Annotated in this window: 21 protein-coding genes; 11 read left to right on the top strand and 10 right to left on the bottom strand. The window is 64.8% G+C overall.

The window, feature by feature from the left end; translation table 11 throughout:
• Window positions 1-154 precede the first annotated feature (154 nt).
• Window positions 155-727: an N-acetyltransferase family protein gene (locus AC3A3Q_RS09185; RefSeq protein ID WP_487585947.1), complete on the top strand. Its 573-nt coding sequence runs from the start codon at window positions 155-157 to the stop codon at window positions 725-727.
• Window positions 728-814: 87 nt separating this feature from the next.
• Here AC3A3Q_RS09185 and AC3A3Q_RS09180 read toward each other — a convergent pair whose 3' ends face one another.
• On the bottom strand, window positions 815-1,663 hold the full coding sequence (locus tag AC3A3Q_RS09180) for a universal stress protein (protein WP_487585946.1): 849 nt from the start codon (window positions 1,661-1,663) through the stop codon (window positions 815-817).
• Window positions 1,664-1,835: 172 nt separating this feature from the next.
• On the opposite strand from AC3A3Q_RS09180, the gene AC3A3Q_RS09175 reads away from it, so the two are divergent.
• Window positions 1,836-2,258, top strand: coding sequence for a universal stress protein (locus AC3A3Q_RS09175; RefSeq protein ID WP_487585945.1), 423 nt, complete (start codon window positions 1,836-1,838; stop codon window positions 2,256-2,258).
• A gap of 29 nt (window positions 2,259-2,287) precedes the next feature.
• On the opposite strand, the gene AC3A3Q_RS09170 is transcribed toward AC3A3Q_RS09175, so the two are convergent.
• Window positions 2,288-2,983, bottom strand: coding sequence for a VIT1/CCC1 transporter family protein (locus tag AC3A3Q_RS09170; protein WP_487585944.1), 696 nt, complete (start codon window positions 2,981-2,983; stop codon window positions 2,288-2,290).
• A gap of 443 nt (window positions 2,984-3,426) precedes the next feature.
• On the opposite strand from AC3A3Q_RS09170, the gene AC3A3Q_RS09165 reads away from it, so the two are divergent.
• Complete coding sequence (locus AC3A3Q_RS09165) at window positions 3,427-4,719, top strand: BamA/TamA family outer membrane protein (RefSeq protein WP_487585943.1); 1,293 nt, start codon at window positions 3,427-3,429, stop codon at window positions 4,717-4,719.
• 125 nt (window positions 4,720-4,844) lie between these two features.
• Here the strand turns inward: AC3A3Q_RS09165 and AC3A3Q_RS09160 are convergent, their stop codons facing one another.
• From AC3A3Q_RS09160 to AC3A3Q_RS09135, 6 genes are all read right to left on the bottom strand, one after another.
• Window positions 4,845-5,741 (bottom strand): ribose-phosphate pyrophosphokinase, encoded by an 897-nt coding sequence (locus AC3A3Q_RS09160; RefSeq protein ID WP_487585942.1) that lies wholly within the window; start codon window positions 5,739-5,741, stop codon window positions 4,845-4,847.
• A complete protein-coding gene (locus AC3A3Q_RS09155) occupies window positions 5,738-7,261 on the bottom strand; it encodes a thymidine phosphorylase family protein (protein WP_487585941.1) in 1,524 nt (507 codons plus the stop codon). Before AC3A3Q_RS09155 ends, AC3A3Q_RS09160 begins: the two co-directional genes overlap by 4 nt.
• A 290-nt stretch (window positions 7,262-7,551) precedes the next feature.
• Window positions 7,552-8,529, bottom strand: a complete 978-nt coding sequence (locus AC3A3Q_RS09150) for a zinc-binding alcohol dehydrogenase family protein (RefSeq protein ID WP_487585940.1) — start codon at window positions 8,527-8,529, stop codon at window positions 7,552-7,554.
• Between the two features lie 77 nt (window positions 8,530-8,606).
• Window positions 8,607-9,782: an acetate/propionate family kinase gene (locus tag AC3A3Q_RS09145; protein ID WP_487585939.1), complete on the bottom strand. Its 1,176-nt coding sequence runs from the start codon at window positions 9,780-9,782 to the stop codon at window positions 8,607-8,609.
• Window positions 9,745-12,210, bottom strand: coding sequence for a phosphoketolase family protein (locus AC3A3Q_RS09140; RefSeq protein WP_487585938.1), 2,466 nt, complete (start codon window positions 12,208-12,210; stop codon window positions 9,745-9,747). The genes AC3A3Q_RS09145 and AC3A3Q_RS09140 overlap by 38 nt, the downstream gene beginning before the upstream one ends.
• A 62-nt stretch (window positions 12,211-12,272) precedes the next feature.
• The gene (locus tag AC3A3Q_RS09135) at window positions 12,273-12,713 is read right to left on the bottom strand and encodes a low affinity iron permease family protein (RefSeq protein ID WP_487585937.1); all 441 of its coding nucleotides are present in this window, start codon (window positions 12,711-12,713) and stop codon (window positions 12,273-12,275) included.
• A gap of 351 nt (window positions 12,714-13,064) precedes the next feature.
• On the opposite strand from AC3A3Q_RS09135, the gene AC3A3Q_RS09130 reads away from it, so the two are divergent.
• Complete coding sequence (locus AC3A3Q_RS09130) at window positions 13,065-13,508, top strand: Hsp20/alpha crystallin family protein (protein WP_487585936.1); 444 nt, start codon at window positions 13,065-13,067, stop codon at window positions 13,506-13,508.
• A 17-nt stretch (window positions 13,509-13,525) separates the two neighbouring features.
• On the top strand, window positions 13,526-14,065 hold the full coding sequence (locus AC3A3Q_RS09125; protein ID WP_487585935.1) for a sll1863 family stress response protein: 540 nt from the start codon (window positions 13,526-13,528) through the stop codon (window positions 14,063-14,065).
• A 6-nt stretch (window positions 14,066-14,071) separates the two neighbouring features.
• Here AC3A3Q_RS09125 and AC3A3Q_RS09120 read toward each other — a convergent pair whose 3' ends face one another.
• A complete protein-coding gene (locus AC3A3Q_RS09120) occupies window positions 14,072-14,551 on the bottom strand; it encodes a CDP-archaeol synthase (RefSeq protein WP_487585934.1) in 480 nt (159 codons plus the stop codon).
• A gap of 31 nt (window positions 14,552-14,582) precedes the next feature.
• Window positions 14,583-14,804 carry a hypothetical protein gene (locus AC3A3Q_RS09115; protein ID WP_487585933.1) on the bottom strand — a complete coding sequence of 74 codons (222 nt, stop codon included), beginning with the start codon at window positions 14,802-14,804 and terminating at the stop codon, window positions 14,583-14,585.
• Window positions 14,805-15,042: 238 nt separating this feature from the next.
• On the opposite strand from AC3A3Q_RS09115, the gene AC3A3Q_RS09110 reads away from it, so the two are divergent.
• From AC3A3Q_RS09110 to rlmB, 6 genes are all read left to right on the top strand, one after another.
• Window positions 15,043-15,513 carry an Hsp20/alpha crystallin family protein gene (locus tag AC3A3Q_RS09110; RefSeq protein ID WP_487585932.1) on the top strand — a complete coding sequence of 157 codons (471 nt, stop codon included), beginning with the start codon at window positions 15,043-15,045 and terminating at the stop codon, window positions 15,511-15,513.
• Window positions 15,514-16,268: 755 nt separating this feature from the next.
• Complete coding sequence (locus AC3A3Q_RS09105; RefSeq protein ID WP_487585931.1) at window positions 16,269-17,963, top strand: DUF3604 domain-containing protein; 1,695 nt, start codon at window positions 16,269-16,271, stop codon at window positions 17,961-17,963.
• Entirely contained in the window at window positions 17,960-18,814 is an 855-nt protein-coding gene (locus AC3A3Q_RS09100; protein WP_487585930.1) for a peptidyl-prolyl cis-trans isomerase, read from the top strand. The genes AC3A3Q_RS09105 and AC3A3Q_RS09100 overlap by 4 nt, the downstream gene beginning before the upstream one ends.
• Entirely contained in the window at window positions 18,811-19,818 is a 1,008-nt protein-coding gene (locus AC3A3Q_RS09095; RefSeq protein WP_487585929.1) for a HupE/UreJ family protein, read from the top strand. Before AC3A3Q_RS09100 ends, AC3A3Q_RS09095 begins: the two co-directional genes overlap by 4 nt.
• A gap of 612 nt (window positions 19,819-20,430) precedes the next feature.
• A complete protein-coding gene (gene rnr, locus AC3A3Q_RS09090; RefSeq protein WP_487585928.1) occupies window positions 20,431-22,851 on the top strand; it encodes a ribonuclease R in 2,421 nt (806 codons plus the stop codon).
• 47 nt (window positions 22,852-22,898) lie between these two features.
• The gene (gene rlmB / locus AC3A3Q_RS09085; protein WP_487585927.1) at window positions 22,899-23,660 is read left to right on the top strand and encodes a 23S rRNA (guanosine(2251)-2'-O)-methyltransferase RlmB; all 762 of its coding nucleotides are present in this window, start codon (window positions 22,899-22,901) and stop codon (window positions 23,658-23,660) included.
• Window positions 23,661-23,741 lie beyond the last annotated feature (81 nt).

Here is a 23,741-nt window from a genome sequence, read left to right as displayed (position 1 = left end):
CAGTTGTTGCATGAAGACTGCCGCGGATAACGCCCCCTCGCGTTGACGCAGATCAACGGCGAAACGCCTCGCCGGAGATCGAAGGTTGACCCACGTCAACGATCAATGGCTGCCCCGGGCTAGGCTGGATGCACACCAATGAAGCGGGGCACCCATGAACACACAGCCTCCCGTCGCTGCGCACGCGTCCGAACAATCATTTCCGCGCTGGCTGGAAACCCTCCGCGACCGCACCAAAGTCCTGATCCGACCCATTTCGGCGGCAGACAGACAGGCGGAGCGTGAGTTCATCGAGGGTCTATCCGACCAGGCCCGCCGATTTCGATTCCTCGGCCAGGTACGCAGCCCTGACGATGCACTCCTCAAGCAGCTCACCGAGATCGACTATGTTCACCAGGTGGCTTTTGTCGCCGTAGTCAGCGATGAGGGCCACGAGCGCATCATCGGCGTGAGCCGGTACTGCCTGGATGCCACCGGCGTCCACTGCGAGTGTGCCGTGACTGTCGACGAGCAATGGCAGCATAAGGGCCTCGCTACGGTGCTGATGCGACACTTGATTGCGGTGGCCCGGTCGATTGGCGTGCTCACCATGTTCTCGATCGACTCTGCGGAGAACGCGCCGATGCGGGACCTGGCTGCTTTCCTCGGATTCAAAACTCGCTTGGACCCGGACGATGCCAGCCAGGTCATTCATGAACTTGACCTCACCGACTCCGAGAAGCGCTGATGCGCAGCGGAGGCCGGCCGAGGCAAAGGCAAAGGAAGGGGATAGGAAGAAGGGCATCTGCGCCGGCAGATGCCCTTGATATGTTGCTCAGTGCGAAAAGAGAACCGGGATCCTGGCGTACTGGAGTAGCTCGCGCGTAACTCCACCAAGCACCCACTCGCGGAAGCGTGAATGCCCATAGCCACCAACGACGAGCATCTGTGCACGAGCCTGCTCGCAGTGCCGCAGCAATGCCGAGGTCACAGCCTCGCCCGACTGCTCATGAACCACCACGCGCACCTTGAGACCGTGGCGGGCCAGGTGCGCCGCAATGTCGGCACCTGGCTCGTCCCCGTCGCCGAGGTCGCTGCGCGGCGGACCCACTTCCAGCACGTCCACCTGTTCGGCCAGAAGCAGCAGGGGCAGCGCATCGTGCAGCGCGCGGGTGGCCTCACGGGTCGGACGCCATGCGACGACGGCGCGCCTTACTGCCGCCTGCACCATGTACCCGGAAGGTACGTAGAGAATGGGTCGGCCCGATTCCAGCAGGAGGGTGCCGAAGTAGTTGCGGACCGCTGACGCTTCGGGGGCGCTCTCTTCAAAGCCGCCCATTACCACCATGTCGGAATAGCGCGCATGGAGGGCAGCCGTGCGATCCGGCTCCACAAACAGCGATTCGACCACGCGAACCTCGAACGGCACTTCCTGCCTGCCTAGGTGTTCACGGAACTTCGCCGCCCGGGCTTGCGACTCGGATCGGATGACCTCGTAAACCGCGCTCATCGATGTGCTGGGGGTCATGCCCCACGGTCCGGGGGTTGGCAGCGGCAGATTTACCGGTTCGATCACGGTCAACCTGGCGCCCCACTGCAGTGCAAACGCGGCCGCCGCATCGATGGTCGCGAGGTCGCCCGGGACATTCATCATCGGAACCACAAGGTCCTTGATCATCGTCATCTCCGGCGTTGTTGGTGACCAAATGGTGCGCCTCCGCGCATCGGTCACCTTGACCTGGATCAACTGCCCGCACCCGCGACTCTGAACCGGATCAAGCATTGATCCAGGTCAATGATGTCCCGGAGCGTTGCGCCAGCATAGGGACCAGTCTAACCAAGCGGAGGAGCCGATCATGCGTATTGTCGTGACGACCGACGGCAGCAAGGCATCCGAGGCAGCTTCACGCCACGTCGCAAAACTGGCCACCGAGTTGGCCAAGCCACCTCAGGTGCTGCTGGTTTACGTTGACGAGCCGTTGCTGCAACGCGTTGCCATCGAGCTGGGCGTCAAAGGCGTCGATCGCTATCACAAGGACAACGGCAAAGTTGTCATGAAGGGAGCGAAAGCGCGGCTAAGCCGAGCGGGAGTCAACTTCGAGGAGCACCTGCTCATCGGCGATCCGGCCGAGGAGCTGATCAAGTTCCTGAAGAAATCAAAATGCGATCTTCTGGTCATGGGTTCGCACGGCCGCAGTGCACTCAAGAGTCTGTTCCTGGGTTCGGTCACCATCAAACTACTCAGCCGCTCGGAAGTGCCGGTCGTGGTCGTTCGTTGATCCGGCAGACCCTGCTACTGCTGGCCGAATCAACCTGTCGTCGACAGGCCGAACTGTTCGCCGATCAGCGCGGTCGTCAACATCGCCAGGGCGCCCCAAATGAAAACGCGCAGTGCTCCCCTGACGACCGGAGCACCGCCGAGATGCGCGGCAGACCCGCCCAGCACCAGGAGGAGGAGCAGCGAAACCGCGGCGATGGCCCAAGTGCCATGTTGCCCCTGCCAAAGTACCGCCGTGGCCAGCGGGAGGGCCGCTCCCACGCAGAAGGAGGCGGCGGACGAAAGCCCTGCCTGGACCGGGCGCGCCTTGACCAGCTCGGAGATGCCGAGCTCATCGCGCAGGTGCGCGCCTAGTGCATCGTGGGTCATCAGCTGCCGGGCAACCGTCATGGCAAGATCCGGGTTGAGACCGCGCCCTTCGTATATCTCGGCCATCTCGCGTAATTCCGCTTCGGGTTGAGCCAGCAACTCCCGGCGTTCCTTCTCCGTTTCGGCGCGCTCCGCGTCTGATTGAGTACTCACTGACACGTATTCGCCTGCGGCCATGGACAAGGCGCCCGCAACTACTCCGGCCGTGCCGATCATCAGGATGTCACCGCTGGCGGCATTGGCCGCAGATACGCCGATCACCAGGCCGCTGGTTGAAATGAGGCCATCGTTGGCTCCGAGCACGGATGCCCGCAACCAGCCCATTTGTTGTCGTCGATGTCGCTCAAGGTGAAGCATCGGACTCCAATCCATCGAGCAGCCGCGGCCGTCGGACGGAGTTCTACGCTCTTTCGGCCGGTTCAGCCTGACTGATTCTCAGTTGAGTTCCCTGCGCGGGCGACAAGGGCTGAGCGGCGCGCCTGTGCCCACCCGCAGGTCGAAAGGCAGGTCTTCATTGACGTGGATCAACTTCGTCCACGCCGGATCGGCCAATCTGAATCGCAACGGCAGTGGAGGCGCGCCATGGCACGTAACAGACTGGCCGGCACCCGTATGGCCCTGGTCGTGGGTGTGCTCCAGGCAGTGGTCGCGTTGGGCTGTGCCTCCCAGATATTCCTTGACGATCAGCGGTCGCCGGATAGTCAGGCGTGCGATGTGGCCCGGACTGCAGCATCGTCCTCCAACCAGGTCCGGCAGCCAGATGTCGGCCGGGCAGCATGCATTTCCCCCTGAGTGCCTGCTTGAGGCTTCGAGCTGCGGCGATAGCCGTGGTGGCATCCGCTGCGGCCTTCAATGCCTGTGCGCAGGCTCCGCTGGAAGCATCGTTGCCGCGCATCGTTGAAGTCCGCCTCGTCGGCAACGAGCGGACACGCGATAAGGTGATCCTGCGCGAGCTCGACCTGGTGCCCGGTGACATCGCCGACCCGGTCGCGATCGAGAGCGGCCGCCAGGCCGTGCTCGACCTGGGACTGTTCCGCGAGGTCAAGGCAACCACGCACGCCGTGGCCGGTGGCGTGGTGCTGGAGCTGGCGGTGCGCGAGAAATACCACCTGCTGGTGCTGCCGCGCATGGACGCCAGCTCCGACAGCGACTACAGCTATGGCGCGCAGTTGCGCTGGAGCAACGTGTGGGGGCTCAACCACCGCCTCAACCTGACGGTCGAGAAAGGCAAGTTCCCGAACGAACGCGACCGACTGGAGGAAACCAGCGCACGCCTGGGCTACCGCGCGCCGTACATTTTCGACAGCCCCTACGAACTGCGCGTGCGCCTGGAGCGCCGCGAGCGGGTGACGCCGATCATCGACCCGGTCAGCAACGAAGTCAGTGACGACAGCTTCGATGAAACCTTCGACCATTTCGAAGTGGGCGCTGCGCGCGACTTCCGCGGCAACCGCCCACGCAGTGGCTGGATCCTGGGCGGCGCACTGTTCTGGCAGCGCCAGGACACCGAAGGGGAATTCGCGCCGCCTCCGGACGGCCAGGCGCTTGCCCTGGTCGGGACGGCCGATTACGACGACATGCGTTTCCACGTCTACAGCGAGACCGGGCGCCGCTTCAATGCGCGCATCGAACTCGCCGCCGAAGGCGTGGCGTCCGACTACGACTACACGCGCAGCACCGCCAGCTACTTCCAGTCACGCGCGATCGGCAATGTGCCGCACCAGACCGTGCATGTGCTGGGCAGCGCCGGCGTGCTCACCGGCGGCACCGGCAGCCGCAACGAGTTCTCCCTCGGTGGCTCGGGGCAGATGCGCGGCTACGACTCCGACTTCCTCGAGGGCAACTATTACTACTACGGCTCGCTCGAGTACCTGCGCCCGGTCAAATGGGACTGGCTGAGGCTGCTCGCATTCGTCGAAGTAGGCGGCAGCGGCGACGACCGCGAAGGCCTGCGCGACGGTTCGCCGTATGCCGACATCGGCATGGGCGTACGCATCCGCCTGAGCTGGTTCGTCGGGGTCGAGATCGAACTGGGCTGGGCCTATCCCCTGCGCGGCGGCGAGGGGGCGAACTTCTTCGCGGGCGGCAACTGAGTGGCGTGCCGAAGGGTGGCTTGCGCAGTGCCGATTACAACAACCTGTTCGTCTCGCTGGCAAGCGAGGCGCTCAAGTGGCAATCAGACCAAGTGATCGACCGTCAGCGCCGCGGATGGCGGGGTTCATTGCCCGCCACCCAGGTGCATCCCCACAGCGTCGGCGATGAGTGGTGCCAGGCCGATCGCATTGCTTGAGTGCTTGATGCTGTCGGTGCTGACGATCTTGACCGCTCCGGCCGCCTGCAAGGCTGAGTATGCGTCGCCAGCGAACACGCCATGGATAACGACGCACACCGGCGGGGCAAGGCCGAGTTGGCGAAGCCAGGAGGTTGCCGCTATCAGCGTTGCTCCCGATGACACCATGTCATCCACGAGAACCGGCGTACGTCCTCGCAGACCAATGACATCGGGCACACTCACCGCAACGGAACGGTCGCCGTGGCGAATCTTCTGGAGTATCTGGAATGGCGCGGACGCCCCCCCAGCGATCTCGGAGACCCACTGCGCGCTTTCCTCATCGGGTCCAATCAGCGCAGGGGAGGGGACTTCTCGATGGATCCAGCGGGCCAGTAGCGGCGCCGCTCTCACGTGCGTGGTCGGGAATCGAAACAGCGCATCCAAGCGGGGGATACGATGCAAATGCGGATCGACAGTGACGAGCCAGTCTACGGTTTCACTTATAAACTCTGCGAACCAACGCGCATTGACCGTTTCGCCGGCATGAAAGCGGGCGTCCTGGCGCATATAGGCCAGGTACGGAGCCACCAAGCCGACCCGACGTGCTCCAAACTCCTTGGCCGTGCGCGCTACGAAGCGCAAGGGCAGAGCCTTGCGGTCCGGGTCGCGCAAGCTGGCGAACAGCACGACGTCGCGATCCTCCAGCGCACTCTCCATGGTGACCAAGGACTCTCCGTCAGGAAAGTGCCGCCACTCCAGTGCCCCCAGGGGTAAATGCAGGCGTCGCGCCACGTCCCGCGCGAGGTCGTGATCATCCGGAAATGGCAAGACTATGGCGGTCATGAAAGTTCATTGGAAACGGCGAGGATGTCCATGTGAAGACGCGCGTAGTCCAGTGCGTAGTTCAACTCGCCACGGGATTCGGCATGGACCTCAAACAGAGGCGTACCGCGGTCAACGTCGTCGCCTTCCCGCAAAGAACAGACTACGCCTGCCGCCGTCGCCAGCGGCGCGCCTGCCAGTTTTGCCACTTTTGCCAACTTCCGGTTATCGATGCGTTGAATGCGTCCGTGGTGAGGAGCCAGCACAGGCTCGACGAATGGCGCACGTCCGGGCTCACGAAACCCGCCCTGGGCATTGCAGATGGCCAGGAACTTCACCCACGCATCGCCGGAATCCACCGCGGCTTCCGCGCGTGCCCTACCGGTGCCCGCTCGAGTGGGCGGTAGCAGGTCCAGCACCGCACCTGCCACATCAAGTGCGCGCTCGCGAAGGTCCACAGGCGCATCCGGCAGGTTGAGCAGAACCGCCATCACATCGTGTGCCTCCAAGGCAGGGCCGATGCCTCGACCCACGGGCTGACGACCATCGGAAACGTGAACTCCCACCCGCAATCCCAGCGCTTCACCAACGAACGCCAGACGTCGACCCAAAGCATCTGCGGCGGCGTGCGAGCGCACCTTTGCGGTGGGCCCTACCGGCATGTCGATGAGCACGTGGCTGGAGCCTGCGGCTGCCTTTTTGGACAGTATGCTCGCAACCAGTTGCCCATCACTATCGAAGTCGAGTGGACGTTCGATGCGAATCAACACGTCGTCAGCGGGGCTCAACTGAAGCCTTCCTCCACCGGCAAGGCATCCGCCTTCGCGCTCGACCACCCGACGCAAGCAGGCAATGTCCAGGTCTACCGTGGTCATTGTCGCCATAGTATCGGCGGTACCCGCGGGCGACGTGATCGCCCGCGAAGACGTCTTCGGAATCCGGTAACCCAGAGCCGCCACGATCGCGACCACGATCGGGCTCGTGCGGTTCCCGGGCAGGCCGCCGACGCAATGCTTGTCAAGCACCGGTCCCGTCCCCCAGTCGATGCGTTCGCCCACGGTCAGCATCGCCCGCGTGAAAGCAACGGTTTCGTCCAGGTCCAGGTGATCGCCGGCGCAGGCGGTGATCAGTGCTGCCAACTCGATATCCGACATCCGGGCTGACAACGCATCGCGCATCAGCGCGGTGAACTCGGGCTCACCCAGGCGCGTTCCGAACACTTTTGCGCGAAGTGCACTGGCTGATTCCGGCGGTTCGGCGTGAGCGAACTCCGCAATCGCGCCCGGAACAGGGTCCAGCGCTTGCCAGGCTGCATCGGAGAGCGCGGCTTCTTGCGGGCTCATCCATGGACCCGTCACGACGTTGAGCACGGCCACCACCTGTCGGTCACCACAGCGCACGTTGACTCGGGTCAATGCCGCAAACCCTTCGGCACGACAGACCGTACAGTCCGCATGCAGGTAGAGCACAGGCTGGCGGTAGGTGTCGATGCCGGCCCGGCGAATCGGCAGTCCCGCACGATGCTCAATCGCCATGCTCATGCAGGGGCTCCTTCGACGGCAACGCGATCACGGCGAGCGTGCGGGGCGCTGTTCCCGCGCGATTCGCGCGGCTTTTGATCCCGCAGGGTGCCCGTCCTCTTCACTGAACCGGAGGTCGGTACGCTGGCGCCGGCACGCGGCAGAGCAGGGGGCTGTCCAATGTTCATCTCGCGTCCCATGGGGTATTGCTGTAACAGCACATGGACACTGACGGTAGCCGGCTCCACGTTTGGAATGTTGACCCCAATCAATGGGAGTAGCGCTTGGCCTTAGGCATCACCCCACATTCCTCACGGCACGAGGACTGCGGCGCCCTGAAGGCGTCCTTCCCGAAGCGCGGCCAGCGCCATGTCTGCGTCCGCGAGTCGGTAGGAGGTTGTATGCGTGCGAACGTCGGCTTTGGCTGCGGCGGCGAAGAAGGACGTCGCGTCCTCCCGGGTCAAGTTGGCTACCGAGACCAGCTGCCGCTCCTGCCAGAGCAGGTGGTAAGGGAACGATGGAATATCGCTCATGTGGATGCCCGCGCACACAACGCGACCGCCTCCGCACACGCCGCTCAGTGCACGGGGCACTAGTTCGCCGCTGGGGGCGAAGATGATGGCGGCATCGAGGGGGCAAGGTGCTCGCTGATCACTGTCGCCTGCCCAGACTGCCCCTAGCCCGCGCGCGAACTGCTGGGCCTTGAAGTCCCCGGAGCGCGTGAATGCGTACACTTCGATTCCTTGCGAAATGGCGATCTGGACGAGGATATGGGCAGCAGCGCCAAATCCGTAAAGCCCCAGAGAACGGCAGGCACCGGCAGCACGCATCGCGCGCCAGCCAATCAGACCGGCGCAAAGCAGCGGCGCGATCGCCGCAGGCTCGCCCCTCGTCGCGGACAAAGGGATGCACCATGCGGCGGCCGCGAGCAGGTGGGTGGCATAGCCACCGTCCCGCGTGCAGCCCGTAAACTCGGCCGCTGCGCAGAGGTTCTCTCTGCCGGCGAGGCAGTATGGGCAATGTCCGCAGGTTTGCCCCAGCCAGGGCACACCGACGCGTTCGCCAAGCCTGGGCGACGTAACTTCGGCCCCGGTGCTGTCGACAATACCAACCACTTCGTGGCCGGGCACGACGGGGTACTTCGCCTGAGCCAGTTCGCCGTCGGCAATGTGCAGATCCGTGCGACACACGCCACAGGCCTCGACGCGCACGCGCACCTGTCCGGTACCCGGTCGTGGAAGGGGGCGGAGGGTCTCCTCCAACGGCAGCCCCGGATGGCGCAACAGCATGACGTGGCAAGTGTCCATGAATGAGTGCCTCAACGGACCCAGATGACTCTTCGTAACCCCTCTCCGGCGCGCCAGCCTCACGTCGGAGCGGACCCGATGCGTGGTCGTCGCCAGAAATTCATGGCTTCCTCCACCATCTGATGCTCCTCGTCGATGGCCAGAACAAGCGTAGAAACGGAGGCGCCCGAGGCGGTGAGTTCCGCCCGGTTCGACTCGTTGGCGGCGGGGTCGACACGCGTGCCCATCCAGTCCAGTTGCTTGCAGATCGCAGCACGCACCGCGGGGGCGTTCTGCCCTATGCCCCCGGAGAATCCCAGCACGTCGATCCCGCCGACGCATGCGGCCATCGCCGCGACGCCTTGCGCCACGAGCGACACGTAGACGGCAATCGCCCGGCGTGAACGCGGTGCGTCGGACGCGAGCAGCCGCCGCATGTCGCCGGATTCGCCCGACATGCCGCGCAAGCCGCTGTTGCGCCAGAGCAGATGGTCGATCTCCTCGTTGGACATTCCCAGTGCGCGCTGCAGATGCAGGACGATACCGGGGTCCAGCGAACCTGGACGCGTGGCCATCGGGACACCGCCAAGCGGCGTCATGCCCATGGTGGTGCTGATCGATACGCCGTCGCGGACGGCACACAGGCTGCTGCCGCCGCCAAGATGCGCCAGAACGACACGTTTCCGCGCCAGGTCGGGCGCCAGCTCCGCGACGCGCACCATGCCCGAGGCGAAGGCCAGGCCATGGAACCCGTAGCGTTGCACGCCGCGTTCGTGCAGCGCGTCGGGTAACGCGAACCACTGATGCACTTCGGGCATCGTGCGGTGCCAGCATGTGTCGAACACGGCGATGTGCTCGCAATCGGGCCAGCGTCGCATGGCCGAGCGTGCAAGCGTCAGTTCTGGGGCCTGGTGCAACGGCGCCAGCGAAGAGAGCGTCTGGAGCGAGACCAGTTCATTATTCGTCAGGCGCGCAGGGCCGTCGCGATCGCCGCCGTGCACCACGCGATGGGTCACCACGTCAGGAGCTGTCTCCAACACTGGCAATCGCCCTAGCTCTTCGAGCAGTGCGTCGCCGCGATCAACCATTGAAAAGGCCTCGTCACTGGATTCGATGTTCGCACCGCTGCGCTTTCGTAGCCGTCCAACGCTATCGGCATCAAAGGAGCCTGCCTTCACGCCGGTCGAGCCCATGTTGAGTGCAAGAACGCGCACCGCCTCATCCTCCGATCGTGCGCGCCAGGGCTGGGTCGCCACGGCCTTCGAGTGTCGCGACCTCGTCCGGGGAGAGCAGATTCCCCCATGCCATTCCGAGCACGTCCGCCGCGGCGGCGACCGCATGTAGCCACGTGCACCGATTGGCGAACAGCATGCCGTCCACGTCCAGCGTGCCGCCGTGGTTGATGTAGCCCAAAGCACGTGTTGTGCGGGGCCCGGTGTCCACGCGCCGCAGCACGCCCAGATACGGCTCTGGTCGCGTATGTGAGATGAACACCCGGGGTACGTCGGCAGGATAAAGCGCCGCAACAAACGACTGATTGGCAACGTATGCAGCTTCAAGGGCATCGCGCGGGATCCGCAGGCGCCCGGGTTCCGCCAGGTAGACGACCGCAGTCGCGATGCCGCGCTGCTCCAGACGCTCGCGAGCCAGGCGCGCAGCGCAAAGTTGGTACGCTCCGGTGGCCGTCACGACGATCGCACTTCGGTCTGGATGCCCATGCAGGCGGACGGCACCGTCGCGAGAGAGCTGCCGTGCCATCTCCGGCGTGAGGACGCCAGGGACTTCGCGCTTCGGGACCACCATCGCGATGATTCGCCCGCGAGTCGCGTAGGCCTGTGCCAATGCGGCCATCGCGGCATTCGCATCGGGAGGGAACACAACCATGGCGGTGTCCGCCATCTCGCCGAGCAGCGCCTCGGCCAGGGTGGGATCCTGGTGCGAGACCTCGTTCTTCGCGTTCTCCCAGGTCTGCGAGGTCAACAGCACCGGCACGCTGAGCCAGCCAGGTGGGCGGCCGGCCTCCGTGAGCTGACGGCTGAAGGTGATCTCCTGACGCAATGCACCGAGCATCTTCGGTGCAAAGGCCTCGTACGTGACGACGAGGTTGATACCGCCTTTGTTGCCGAGGGCTGCGCAGACCACCGCCTCCTCGTTCAACGCGGTGATCACCGCGCCTGTCGATGACTCTGCAACACCTGGCTCGGCGTCGAGCACCCGATGTTTGAGCAGGTCGAGCGTGCGATCGAGCTTGTTGCTGCGCAGTTCGTCCGGGTTGCCCACACGGGGTCGCAGGTGCGGGTTGGCCGTTACGGCGGCGCAGAACAGGCGGTCGATTCCGGCCATCGGTGAACTGGCGCGGGTAGTTGGCTCCCACGCGATCTCTGGAACGCGCTCGAGCCGGACGTCGCGGCGGGCAAGGGGATGGTCGCGTTCACGCGGACGCTGCTGGTCGTCATGAGTCGACAGCGTGGCAACGGCCTCAAGCAGTTCCGATAGAGGCACATGGAGACCTGCCACCGCATCATTGAACAGGGCGCGGGAGGCAGGGTCATCGCGCGGGCTTGCCGGGAGCGGCAGGTTGTGTGCGCGATTGCTGCCCGCACCGGGAAAGCCATATCCCTTGATGGTCTCCGCAATGCCGTACTGAAGGGGCTCGTGCGTGTCGTAGCATCCGGCGCTTGCCCTGGCCGCGGCGTCCACCTGATGCCGTTCCATCGAGTCAATGCCCCAGGCGATGCTCGCCGGGTCGCGTCCATCAAGACCCAGCGGTTCGAAGCCGTTGATGCGCAAGTGGTGGTGCAACCAGGGTTCGCCACCAAGCTGGTCGATCTGGGTGCGCTGCTCGATACGCCGCCCGTTGAGAATCATCACCGGCGAGACCAGTCCGCAGTCCTTCGGCCGCCACCAGCGCGGTGCCCAGTCGCTACCACGCTGTTCCTCGAAGGCGCCGTCGCTCAGGAAGGTAACGACTCGTTCGCCGGGCAGTGGGGCGTGGACATACTGAAGTTCGGTAAAGCCGAGATATCCCCCCTCCTGCGTGCCTCCGGCAGTGTGCGCATTCACGTGCGATCCCAGCGGCGACTCGGGTCGGCCATCCGGGCTCACCGCGAACGAATAGAAGTCCGATACGAATCGCGACAGCCGTTGATCGTCCAGCCCGTACCGCTTCGCATGCACGGGCGACATGTTGCCGGCGATCACATTGAGCGCATCGATTGCCGCCACGCAATGGCCTTGACCCATCATCCAGCTGCGTGTGCGTCCATCGAGAGCATTCATGGCCAGGTACGCCGCATAGGCGATGACCATGTTGAGAGACCCACCCGTGTGTCCTTCCGGGTGGGTCTTGAAGTCATCTGCTTCGAGCGAGCGGCCGTCGAGATGCACTCGGCGCGCGTACGTCATGTGAACTACGAGCCAGAGCCCCGCGCTGGCGATGCGGTCTGCCGCAGCCAGACGCGCCAGGCCGGTCTGGATGTCGGGCAGGCCTCCTTCGCCAACAATCTGCTCCAGCATTGCGTACACACGCACCTGCGTCAGATCGTCATGGCGAATGGCGCCAAACCCCGCCGCCCAGTGGGCAAAGTTGCCTTCGGCGCGATACTCCTCCGCCAGGCGACGCACGCGCTCGCTTTCATGCGTGGGAAGGCCTGCACAGCTGCAGTTTGCGAAACGGTGGTCCATGATGCGGCACGGCGCTTCCCGGGGAGGCGGTCAGGCGGATGGTCCGCTTCGATCGCAGGCAATCATTGATCCAGGTCAAGGTCAGGGCGCCGCGCCTGGGTTGTTGACGTTGCATCGGCCGGATCGTGACCATCCGCTTGTCGGGTCGCCTTCGCCAGTGCCTCATACCGTTGTCGGTAAAGGTCGAGCGTCTGCTCGTCCAGCTCTTCCAGATCCATCAGAGCGTTGTTTGCAGATGCGGTCGCGCGGATCAGCTCATCCAGCTTGATCTGAATGGCCTCGGTGTCCCGGTTCTGGGTGTTCTGGATCAGAAACACCATCAGGAAGGTGACGATCGTGGTGCCCGTGTTGATCACCAGCTGCCACGAGTCGCTGTACTCGAACACCGGTCCCGTGAGGAGCCAGGCCGCCACCACAAGCGAGGCCAGCGCGAACGCAGCAGGCCGTCCTGCGGAACGCGCGGCCTGTTTTGCGAAGCGGTTGAAGATCGAGCGTGTGCCCATGCCTTGCGTCCTGGTCCCGCAGATGCAAGGTCAGTAGGCGCCAACGGCGACATTCCATGTTGACGCACATCAACACCTCAGCCGAGATCGAAGGACCTTGCCCGAGAGGCGCACGGCAGCTCGGGCGACGCAGGACTGCTGCAACAGGTGCGAGGCTCACAATGGCAGGGCGGCTGCGGCTTCCCCGCTTGTTGCGCTCGCTGGCGCCACCTGCGGACCGCTCGCATCGACCTGGGCCAGACCATTGACCGCAGGCGACAACAGCGCGCTTCTTTGATCCTCGTCAACGTATCCGGGAAGGAGTGCATCACCCTGACGTGGCGAATCCCGCGTAACCCCAGGAGACCGATCATGGCCCTCCCCACTCGTTGGAACCCCCTGCGGCAGATCAGCCGTTTCGACCCCATTGGCGACCTCGAGGACGTGTTCAGATCGCTGGGCGCGCGCTCGCTGCCGCGTGATCTCGAGAACGTCCTCGAGATGCGCATGGATATCACCGAGGATGACAAGGCCTACAAGGTCGCTGTCGATGTGCCCGGCGTGCGTAAGGAGCACATCGACGTCAGTATCCAGGGCAATCAGGTCCAGATCTCGGCCGAGGTCAAGCGCGAGCAGCACCAGGACCAGGAGCGACAGGTCTACAGCGAACGCTACGAAGGACGCGCATTTCGCTCCTTCAGCCTCCCCGCAGAGGTCGATAGCGAGTCTGCGAAGGCGGAATACGACGGCGGCGTACTCAAGCTCACGCTGCCGAAGAAGACGGGCGGCGGCAGCAAGCGGCTGCCCATCAACTGACAGGGGTGGAAGCGGTCATGAAGCGAGTCCCCTGCATCGCCGCCGCCATGGCGGCGCTGATGAGCCTGGCGGCGAGTATTGGTGCCCAGGAAGTCCAGCAGCAGAATCCGCCCGGACAAAGTCGACCAGAGAAGAAGGAGCAGGCTCAGCGCGAGGAGGTCAAACAGGAAGTTGGCGAGGCCGTGGATTCCATCCGAATCTACTCCTACGAGCGCCGACAGGAGGCGATGGCCGTGGCCAGACGTAGCATGGACGAGCTCGATGCCCAGCTCGACAAGATGCAGGCGCAAAGCCACGCGCAATGGACCGCGATGAGCGAAGCCGCACGCAGTCGCTCGCAACGTTCGGCCGGGACATTGCGGCGCCAGCGCAATGCGTTGTCCGAATGGTATGGCGGGATGCGCCAGAGCTCTGCGGCGGCCTGGGACGAGGTGAAAACCGGCTTCATTGCCAGCTACCACGAGTTGTCGACCGCCATGCGCCAGGTGCGCGACGACGCTCGGAAGGCCGACGGACAGGATCAGGATGAACGTCAGAAGCCGGAGCAGCGCCGGTAGCCGCGACTACCAGGGCGTCCGCTTGATTCCGAGCCAGTAGGAGAGGCGATTCACCAGCAGGTCCGCCACGAACGTCATCGCAAGGACTGCGATGACGTTCCACCAGGACATCACGATGAAGGGCGCGGCGAGCAGGAGCGAACCCACGACGAAGTCGAGCTGGTCGAAAGGGATCCAGGGCGCCCCGGGCGCCCGATGAAGGCGCCGCTTCACCAAGCTCTTAAGCGCATCGCCACCCGCCGTTCCAAGTCCAAAGGCGAGACCGAGCCAGGGCCAATCGTCCGGCGACCGCCAGTATGCGGACGGCAACGCGATCGACTGCATCGCCGTGGCCAGAAATCCCACCCCGACCGCGAGGACGAAGCCAATAACGGTCTTGTGATCGCCCAGCAGGTTGCGGTGGATCGGGCGATTCCAGCCACGCCAGAACCGCGCGAACGGCGGGGCCATGTTGGCCAGCCAGGCCGGAATCATGAAGTAAGCCAATCCGGCGAGTTCGGTCGTCCAAGCGTGCACGTTAACCCCGGCGCATCCAGTACATGCCCATCATGCCGTTTCGCGATCGCCGTAGGGCGTGCCCCGCAGCGCCCGCGTTGGCAGTGTCTGCCGGCGGGGCAGCTTCATCGGCCTGCGGCGGCGCATCGATGTACGCGGCAAGGCGATCGTCGAGAGTCAGCAGCGACTGCTCGGCGGCGAACCGCAGCACATCCAGAATTGTTGCCGCTGCGGCCGCGGTCATCATCTCAGCCAATGCCTCGGTGGCCTGCTTGAGGCGGGCGAAGACGGCACGCGGATCTGGGAACGGTTTCGGCCCCAGGCGGACATTCCTGAAGGGTAATCTCTACGAATTTTTGACGACCCTTAAGAATCGCCAACGGACCTGCATCCCCCGCTTGAAAAGACGCGTCGGCGCGCTATTTTTCAGCCCGGATGGGACCTGCCACATCCGGAGATCAACGCTTTTTGGGAGAGATGCGATGAATCAGATGGCTCGCTTTCCGCAGTGGGGCGGACAGGGAACCACAGACCCAGTCCGCCAAATCATCGATCGCCTTTTTGAAGGAAGCTTTTTGCAAGGCGGCTCTAGGGACGAATCGTCAGTCGTGACTAGCCAATGGATCCCGTTAGTAGACATCAAGGAAGAGCAGGACCGCTTCGTCCTCTATGCCGATATTCCCGGCGTGGACCCCAAGAACATCGATGTGCAGATGGATAGGGGATTGCTCACCATTAAGGGAGAGCGTACCTCCGAGATCGAAGAAAGCGAACGCTTCTCCCGCATCGAGCGCCAACACGGAAGCTTCCACCGCCGTTTTGCCCTCCCCGATAGCGCCGACCCTGAAGGGATTACGGCGACCGGTCACAACGGCGTGTTGCAGATCATGATCCCGAAGCGTCCCGAGACGACCCCTCGCCGCATCCAGGTGGGATCAACCTTCAACAACTGATCTAGTAGCGCCCCGCAGAGGCGGGGCGCTTTCTTTACCTCAATGTTGGTGGGCGCCTATGGACCGACTGACGGAGGAAGCGCTTTGCGATTTGCAGGCTCAGGTTCTTGTCCTTCGCATGGCACTACGGGCTTTGATTCGTACGCATCCCGATCCGGACGCCTGCTTGGCTGCATGGCGCACGACAGTTTCGGATATTGCGTCCGGTCCTGCGGTGTTGCCCGTGTACGCTCGTGGCAGCGAATACGTCACCGAGAGGTGCTTTGCGTTTGCTGAGGACTGGACAGCCGAGTTGGTCGAACACGCGGTTGCATGCAAGGGCAGTTAGTGCGTCTCCATGCGCCAGGAGAGACCGGATGACGGCGGGGATGTCCGCTTCTGGCCGGTAGCGGACATCGGGGATTACCTGAGCGCCGAGACTGGTGCTAAGGTCCGCTTCCGACCCTTAGCGGACACCGCGCCGCGGTGCGTCTCCATGCGCCGTGCGAAGTCTTCACGCTGGCTTGACGAACCTGATGCCTCGATAACGTGTGCTTCGCGCCCGACACTCCGGCGCGACGCCTCCACACGAGGGCACGGTCATGCACAGCTGGCGCATTGCAGCAGTCGCTTCTTTCTCCGTGGCCGCGCTGGCCGCGACTTCATGCTCAAAGGCGCCCGATGCGCCCCCTGCGCATTCGACCGAAACGGCCACAAAAGATGCCGCGAAACCTTCTGCGTCGACGAACCCCGAACGCAACGCCTATTTCGGCGACTTGCACCTGCACACCGGTTACTCGGCCGATGCGGCATTGATGACCGACAGCACGCCCGATGATGCCTACCGTTACGCGAAGGGAGAGGCGATCGCGCGCTTCGGCAACCAGACCATCCAACTCAAGCGACCGCTCGACTTCCTGGCAGTGACCGATCATGCCGAATATGCCGGCGCGGTCCAGGAGCTGCGTCGCGAAGGCGGACCGCTGTACGACACTGAGCTGGGCAAGGCCTTCCGCAGTACCGACTTCGACACGCGCATGAAGGCGTACTTGTCGCTCGTTCAAGATATCGCCACCGACAAGCCGCGGCCCGAGCTGGTGCAGCCCAAGCTCATCCAGTCGGTGTGGACGCAGTACGCGGACGAGGCGAAGAAACACTACCAGCCAGGGAAGTTCACCACGTTCATCGCGTTCGAATGGACGTCGATGCCGGACAACAATAACCTGCACCGAAACGTCATCTTCGGCACCGATAAGGTACCGGGAATGCCGTTCTCATCGCTTGATTCGCAAAAGCCGGAGGACCTGTGGACCTACCTGGAGACGGCGCGAAAGGACGGCAGCGACGTGGTCGCGATTTCGCACAACGGCAACATCTCAGGCGGCCTGATGTTCGCCGAGTCCGACTCCTACGGGAAACCGCTCGATGCGGCCTACGCCAAACGCCGTACGCTCAACGAGGTCGCGCACGAGATCATCCAGGTAAAAGGCGAGTCGGAGACGCACCCACTGGTGGCGCTTAACGACGAGTTCGCCGGCTTCGAGGCAGACACCTTCCAGCTGGGCACGTTCGCTGACCTCTCCAAGCAGCCAAAGTTCGACCCGAAGCACAGCTACCTGCGCGAGGCGTACAAGAACGGCCTGGTGTACCAGCAGAAGATTGGCGCCAATCCGTTCAAGTTCGGCATCGTCGCCGGCAGCGATTCGCATGCCGGTGGCTCGCAACCGGAGGAGAACAACTTCAAGGGCGTGCATGGTGACGCCGATGCCACGCCGGAGGCGCGTATCGTCAAGCCCGAGAACCCTTATGCGTTCGCAATGGGCAGCGGCGGATTGACGGGCGTGTGGGCCGACCAGAACACGCGCGAGTCGATCTTCGCAGCGATCAAGCGCAACGAGACCTTTGGCACCAGCGGCGTCCGGGTGCGCCCGCGCTTCTTCGGCGGCTATGACTACGCGGCCGATCTGGTGCGCCAGCCGGACTGGATCAAGACTGCCTATGGCGGCGGTGTGCCGATGGGCGGCAACCTGCCCAAGCCGCCGGCGGGCAAGGCGCCGACGTTCGCGGTGGCGGCGACGAAGGATTCCGAAGGCGCCAACCTCGATCGCATCCAGATCATCAAGGGCTGGGTGAAGGACGGGAAGGCGCTGGACCGTATCTACGATGTCGCGCTGTCGGGCGATCGAAAGGTCGACCCGGTCACTGGAAAGGCGCCAGCAGTGGGCAACACGGTCGACATCAAGACAGCGACCTACACCAACGACATTGGCGCCGCTGAGTTGTCGGCGGTATGGACCGACCCGGACTTCGATCCTACGCAGCCGGCGTTCTATTACGTGCGCGTGTTGGAGATCCCCACGCCGCGCTGGAGCACGTTCGACGCGGTCAAGCTGGGTATCGCACCGCGCAAGGACGTGGAGGCGACAATTCAGGAGCGTGCCTGGACGTCGCCGATCTGGTACACGCCGTGAAACCCCACCTGCGCCGACTGCTGCGCGAGCCGTTGCTGCATTTTGTGATCGCGGGAGCGGCCTTGTTCGCGCTGTACGCGTGGGCGAAGCCGCGAGCATCAGGCGAGGGAGACAGCATCGTCGTCAGTACCGATCGCATCGCCGCGCTCGACCAGCAATTCCAGCTGGTTTGGCAACGCGCGCCGACTCGCCACGAGCGCGAGGGGCTGGTCGAGCAGTACGTCCGCGAGGAAGTCCTGTACCGCGAAGGGCTCGCGCTGGGGCTGGAGCGCGACGACGCGGTGGTGCGTCGCCGCGTGGGGCAGAAGGTCGCGTTTCTGGTGCAGGAGACGCCGCAGCCGCCGACCGAGCGCGAATTGCAAGAATGGCTCGATGCGCACGCCCAGCAGTACCGGCGTCCGGCGCTCTACACGATGCAACAGGTCTTCGTCGATCCATCACGCCGGGGCGAGATTGCCGCCGTCGGCACCGCCCTCGCTGCACCGGGCACCGACTGGCGTCGAGCCGGCGACGGCACCATGCTGCCCGCGATGCTGGATTCGGCCACCGCTAGCGATGTCGAGAATGTGTTCGGCCCCGGGATAGCCCAGGCTTTGGATGACGCTCCGGTCGGCGCATGGATGGGGCCGATCCAGTCCCAGTACGGGTTTCACTTTGTCCGGGTGACGGTGCGCGAACCCGGCTCGATGCCCTCGCTCGACGATGTGCTTGAAGAGGTGCGGCGCGACGTGCTCGCCAGCCGCCTGCGCAAGGCGCAGGAAGACATGTATCAGCGTCTGCGCGCCCGCTACGCGGTGAAGGTCGAGTCGCCGGCGGAGACCGCACCCGCGCTCGTGACGACGACGCCATGAAGCGCGCATCGGCCAGCAACAGGCGCTGGTCGCTGCTCCTGCTGCTGTTGCTCTCGTGGCCTCTGCTGGCGGATGTGTTCCGCCCGGCTTACCTGGAACTGCGCGAAACCGGCACCAACCGTTACGACGTCCTGTGGAAGGTGCCCGCGCTGGGCGAGTCCCTGCGCGCACCAGCCCGCCTCGTGTTCCCGGCGGGCACGGAAGACGTGGGGGCGCCGCAGTCTTACGCCGTGCCGGGGGCTGTGATCGAACGGCGCAAGATACATCGGCCGGGCGGGCTGGTCGGGCAGACGATCCGCATCGAGGGCGTGTCGGGCAGCATTACCGACGTACTGGCGCGCGTCGAGCGGCTGGACGGCAGCAGCCAGGTCGAACGCCTGATGCCGGACGCGCCAGCGTTCGTCGTTGAAGCGCCGGCTGGTGCGTTCGCGGTGGCAAGGACGTATCTGGTGCTCGGCATCGAGCACATCCTCGCCGGCTTCGACCACCTGCTGTTCGTGCTGGCGTTGCTGCTGATCGTGCGCGGCGGTCTGCGCATCGTCGCCACGGTCACCGCGTTCACGGTCGCGCACAGCATCACACTGGTCGCGGCGACGTTGGGCTGGGTGCACGTTCCAGGTCCTCCCGTCGAGGCCACGATCGCGCTGAGCATCGCCTTCGTCGCCGCCGAAGTCGTGCATGGGCTGCGGGGCAAACCTGGCCTGACCGCGCGGGCGCCGTGGTTCGTAGCCTTCGGCTTCGGCCTGTTGCACGGCCTGGGGTTTGCCGGGGCATTGGCGGAAGTCGGCCTACCCCAGAACGCTATCCCGGTGGCGTTGCTGATGTTCAACGTCGGCGTAGAGATCGGGCAACTGATGTTTGTCACCGCCGTGCTGTTACTGCTCGCCCTCGCGCGCCGCCGCAACTGGACACTGCCAGCCGCAACCGAGCTCGCGATGCCGTACGCGATCGGCACCATCGCGATGTTTTGGGTGATCGAGCGGGTCGGGGCGTTCACTGGCTAGATATTCCTGGCAGGCAATATCCGCTTCTGGCCGTTAGCGGACCTTGGAAATCTTCCCGTTGACAATGGCGGAGCCTGACGAGGCTATAGCTCAGCGATCGGGCAGGCACGCGAAGCTTTCGTTCTAGACCTTAGATGCGTCCCAGGCCGGGGAAGGAAATGCGTCGCGTAGGCCGGGTTGCCGTCGATGCGCCCCGGCTGACCTGCGCAAGGGGGCATTCTCGTCGTATTGTGCGGTCCACACTAGGCCACTAACGCAACGAGCGTTACCTCGGCGTTACTTGGCGCCAGACCGGCATGCGATCCATACACTGACGAAAACCACTCCCACGCATTAATGTGGGTGGTCTTAGGATCCCTGCCTGACCCATTTTGAGGGGGCATATTTGGGGGCATGTAATCCGGCTTGCCAGTGGAAGCGTCTATTTTGAAGCGGGTTTATCATATTGTTCGAGTCCTCTCCTGGCACCACTACAAGACGGTCGAAATGTATCTCGACCGGAACGATCACCCGCCGACAGGCGGGTTTTTCGTTTCTGCGGCAGGGGTCGCATCCGTGCCTTCGCGCACGTCCGGCGACACCGCGTTCATGGCGATGTGCGACCATGGCTGAATGAGCAAGAAACCCCCGAGTCGCGGCAAGTCCGGCACCAAGTCCCCCTCGCGCAAGACCTCCGGCGCTCCCGCCAGGTCGGGCAAACCCGGAGGGGCAAAGAAGCCCGCCAAGCGCCCTGGCTGGATGCCTGAACCGCCGCCGCATTTGCCCGCGCGCAGCGGAGCCGGTGGTGGTGGACCGGGTGGTTTCCACGACCCCTACGCCGAACGCGAGGCTGCCCGCTACGCCGAGCCGATCGCCAGCCGCGAAGTGATCCTGCAGATGCTGGCCGATGGCGATGGCCCGATGCCCGCCGAGGAACTGGCCGAGCGCCTGGGCCTGGCCGCGCCGGAACGATTCGACGCGCTCGGCAAGCGCCTGGGCGCGATGGTTCGCGACGGCCAGCTGCTGCGCAACCGCATGGGCGAATTCCTTCCGGCGCAGCAACTTGCGCTGGTGCCGGGCGTGGTGATCGCCAACCCCGACGGCTTCGGTTTCCTGCGCCTGGAAGGCGGCGGCGACGACCTGTTCCTGCCGCCGATGGAGATGCGCAAGGCCATGCACGGCGACCGCGTGCTCGCCAGCGTCACCGGCGTCGATCGCCGTGGCCGCCGCGAAGGCGCGATCACGCGCGTCCTGGAGCGTCGACTCAATCGCCTGATCGGCCGCTTCGTGCTCGAGGCCGGCATCAGCTATGTCGTGCCAGACGACCGCCGCATCCAGCGCAACGTGCAGATCCCGCCGGACGAGCGGCTGGGCGCGCAGAACGGCCAGCTGGTGGTCTGCGAGCTGCTGCAGGCGCCCGATCCGCAACGGCCGCCGATCGGCCGCATCCTGGCCGTGCTCGGCGATCGCCTCACGGCCTCGCTGGCGGTGCAGGCGGCGATCCACGGCCACGAGATTCCGCACGAGTTCCCGCAGGAAGTCCTGGACGAAGCCGCGGCCGTGCCGCTGACCGTCGATGCCGCCACCGCGGCGCAGCGCGTCGACCTGCGCGCGCTGCAACTGGTCACCATCGACGGCGAGGACGCCAAGGACTTCGACGACGCGGTCTATTGCGAGCCCAACCGCGACGGCTTCCGCCTCATCGTGGCCATCGCCGACGTTTCCAGCTACGTGCGCCCCGGCACACCCCTGGACGACGAGGCGCAGAAGCGCGCGACCTCGGTCTATTTCCCCGGCTTCGTCGTGCCGATGCTGCCGGAGACGCTGTCCAACGGCATCTGCTCGCTCAATCCGAAGGTCGACCGCCTGTGCTTCGTCTGCGACATGCAGGTCGACCGCAATGGCGAAGTCGGCGAGTCGAAGTTCTACGAAGCGGTGATGAACTCGCACGCGCGCCTGACCTACACCCAGGTCTGGAATGCGGTCGGCGAGGGCATCGCCGAGGATGCGCGCGAGGAAGCACTTGGCCAGATCGGCTCGCTGCTGCCCAACATCCAGCGCCTGCACCAGCTCTACCAGATCCTGTCGAAGGCGCGCGAGCGCCGCGGCGCGATCGAGTTCGAGTCCAGCGAAGTGCGTTTTGTCCTCGGCCCGCAGGGCGAGGTCGTCCAGGCCGGCATGCTGCAGCGTAACGACGCGCACAAGCTGATCGAGGAATGCATGATCGCGGCGAACGTGCAGGCCGCCAGGTACCTGCTCGAGCACCACGTGCCTGCGCCTTACCGCATCCACGAGCGCCCGCCGGAGCAGAAGTACGCCGACCTGCAGGAGTTCCTGAAGGAATTCAAGCTGCGCATGCCGCCGTGGCCGAAGGTCGAGCCGCGCGACTTCACCATCCTGCTGAAGAAGGTGCGCGAGCGCGCCGATGCCGCGCTGATCGAGTCGGTGCTGCTGCGCAGCCAGTCGCTGGCGGTGTACTCGCCCGACAACGTCGGCCACTTCGGCCTGGCGCTGGAGGCGTATGCGCACTTCACCTCGCCGATCCGCCGCTACCCCGACCTGCTGGTGCACCGCGCGGTCAAGTACGCGCTGACCGGCGGCCGTCCCGAGAAGTACCGCTACTCGCCCAGCGAGATGGCGGCCCTGACCCTGCAGTGCTCCGAGCGCGAGCGCCGCGCCGACGAGGCCGAGCGCGAAGTCGACGAGCGCTACCGTGCCGCGTGGATGGAGCAGCACGTCGGCGGCGAGTTCGACGGCGTGATCAGCGGCGTCACCAGCTTTGGCCTGTTCGTCGAGCTCGACAACTCCAAGGTCAACGGCCTGATCCACGTGACCCAGCTGCCGCACGACTATTATCATTTCGATCCGATCCGCAAGACCCTCGCCGGCGAGCGCACCGGTCGCGAGTTCCGCCTCGGCGACCGTGTCAGCATCGTGGTGATGAAGGCCAGCGTCGAGGACCGCAAGATCGACTTCCGCCTGGTCGAGGAGCGCGGCGCCAAGCCGTTGCCGCCGCGCGGACAGCCGGCCAAGCGGACGAAGAAACCCTACTGAACGCCACACCCCGCGCGGCATCGGCCGCCGGGCCATGAGAGAAAGCAATGAGTCAGAAGCAGTGGATTGCCGGCATCAACGCGGTCGCGGCCGCACTCGAGCACGATGCCGAGCACGTCCGTGAGGTGCTGATCGAGGCCGGCGCCAAGAACCCGCGCATCGTCGAGATCGAAGCCAACGCGCGACGCATGGACATCGACGTGCGCCGCGTCGCCACGCAGGCGCTCGACGGCGTCGTCGGCAACCTGCGCCACCAGGGTGTGGTCGCGCGCTATGCCGCGGCCAAGACCTGGAACGAGAACGAACTCGAAGCCATCGTCGAAGCGGCCGAGGGTCGCGCGCTGCTGCTGATCCTCGACGGCGTGCAGGACCCGCACAACCTGGGCGCCTGCCTGCGCAGCGCTGCCGCGGCCGGTGTGACCGCGGTGATCATTCCCAAGGACAAGTCGGTGCAGGTCAACGCGACCGTGCGCAAGACCTCCGCCGGCGCCGCCGACAGCGTCGCGGTGATCCCGGTGACCAACCTGGCCCGCACCATGCGTGACCTGCAGAAGCTCGGCGTGTGGCTGTATGGCCTGGCCGGCGAAGCCGACACGTCGCTGTACTCGCTCGACCTGCGCGGCAACGTCGGCCTGGTGCTGGGTGGCGAGGCCGACGGCCTGCGCCGCCTCACGCGCGAGAACTGCGACCAGCTGGTGAAGATTCCGATGCCGGGCGCCGGCAGCCTTGGCGTTGAAAGCCTCAACGTGTCGGTGGCCGCGGGCGTGACGCTGTTCGAAGTCGTGCGCCAGCGCGGCGTGCCGAAGTAGCGGCAACAAACACTAGGAAGCGGGGACGACCCCGCCTCTCCATGATCGCAAGGGGACGGCCCCACCTTGGATTGGAGACGT

This window comes from Lysobacter sp. Soil_C_59 (assembly GCF_057656415.1).
Note: the sequence above shows the minus strand (reverse complement) of the source record. Positions and strands in the feature narration are given on the sequence as shown.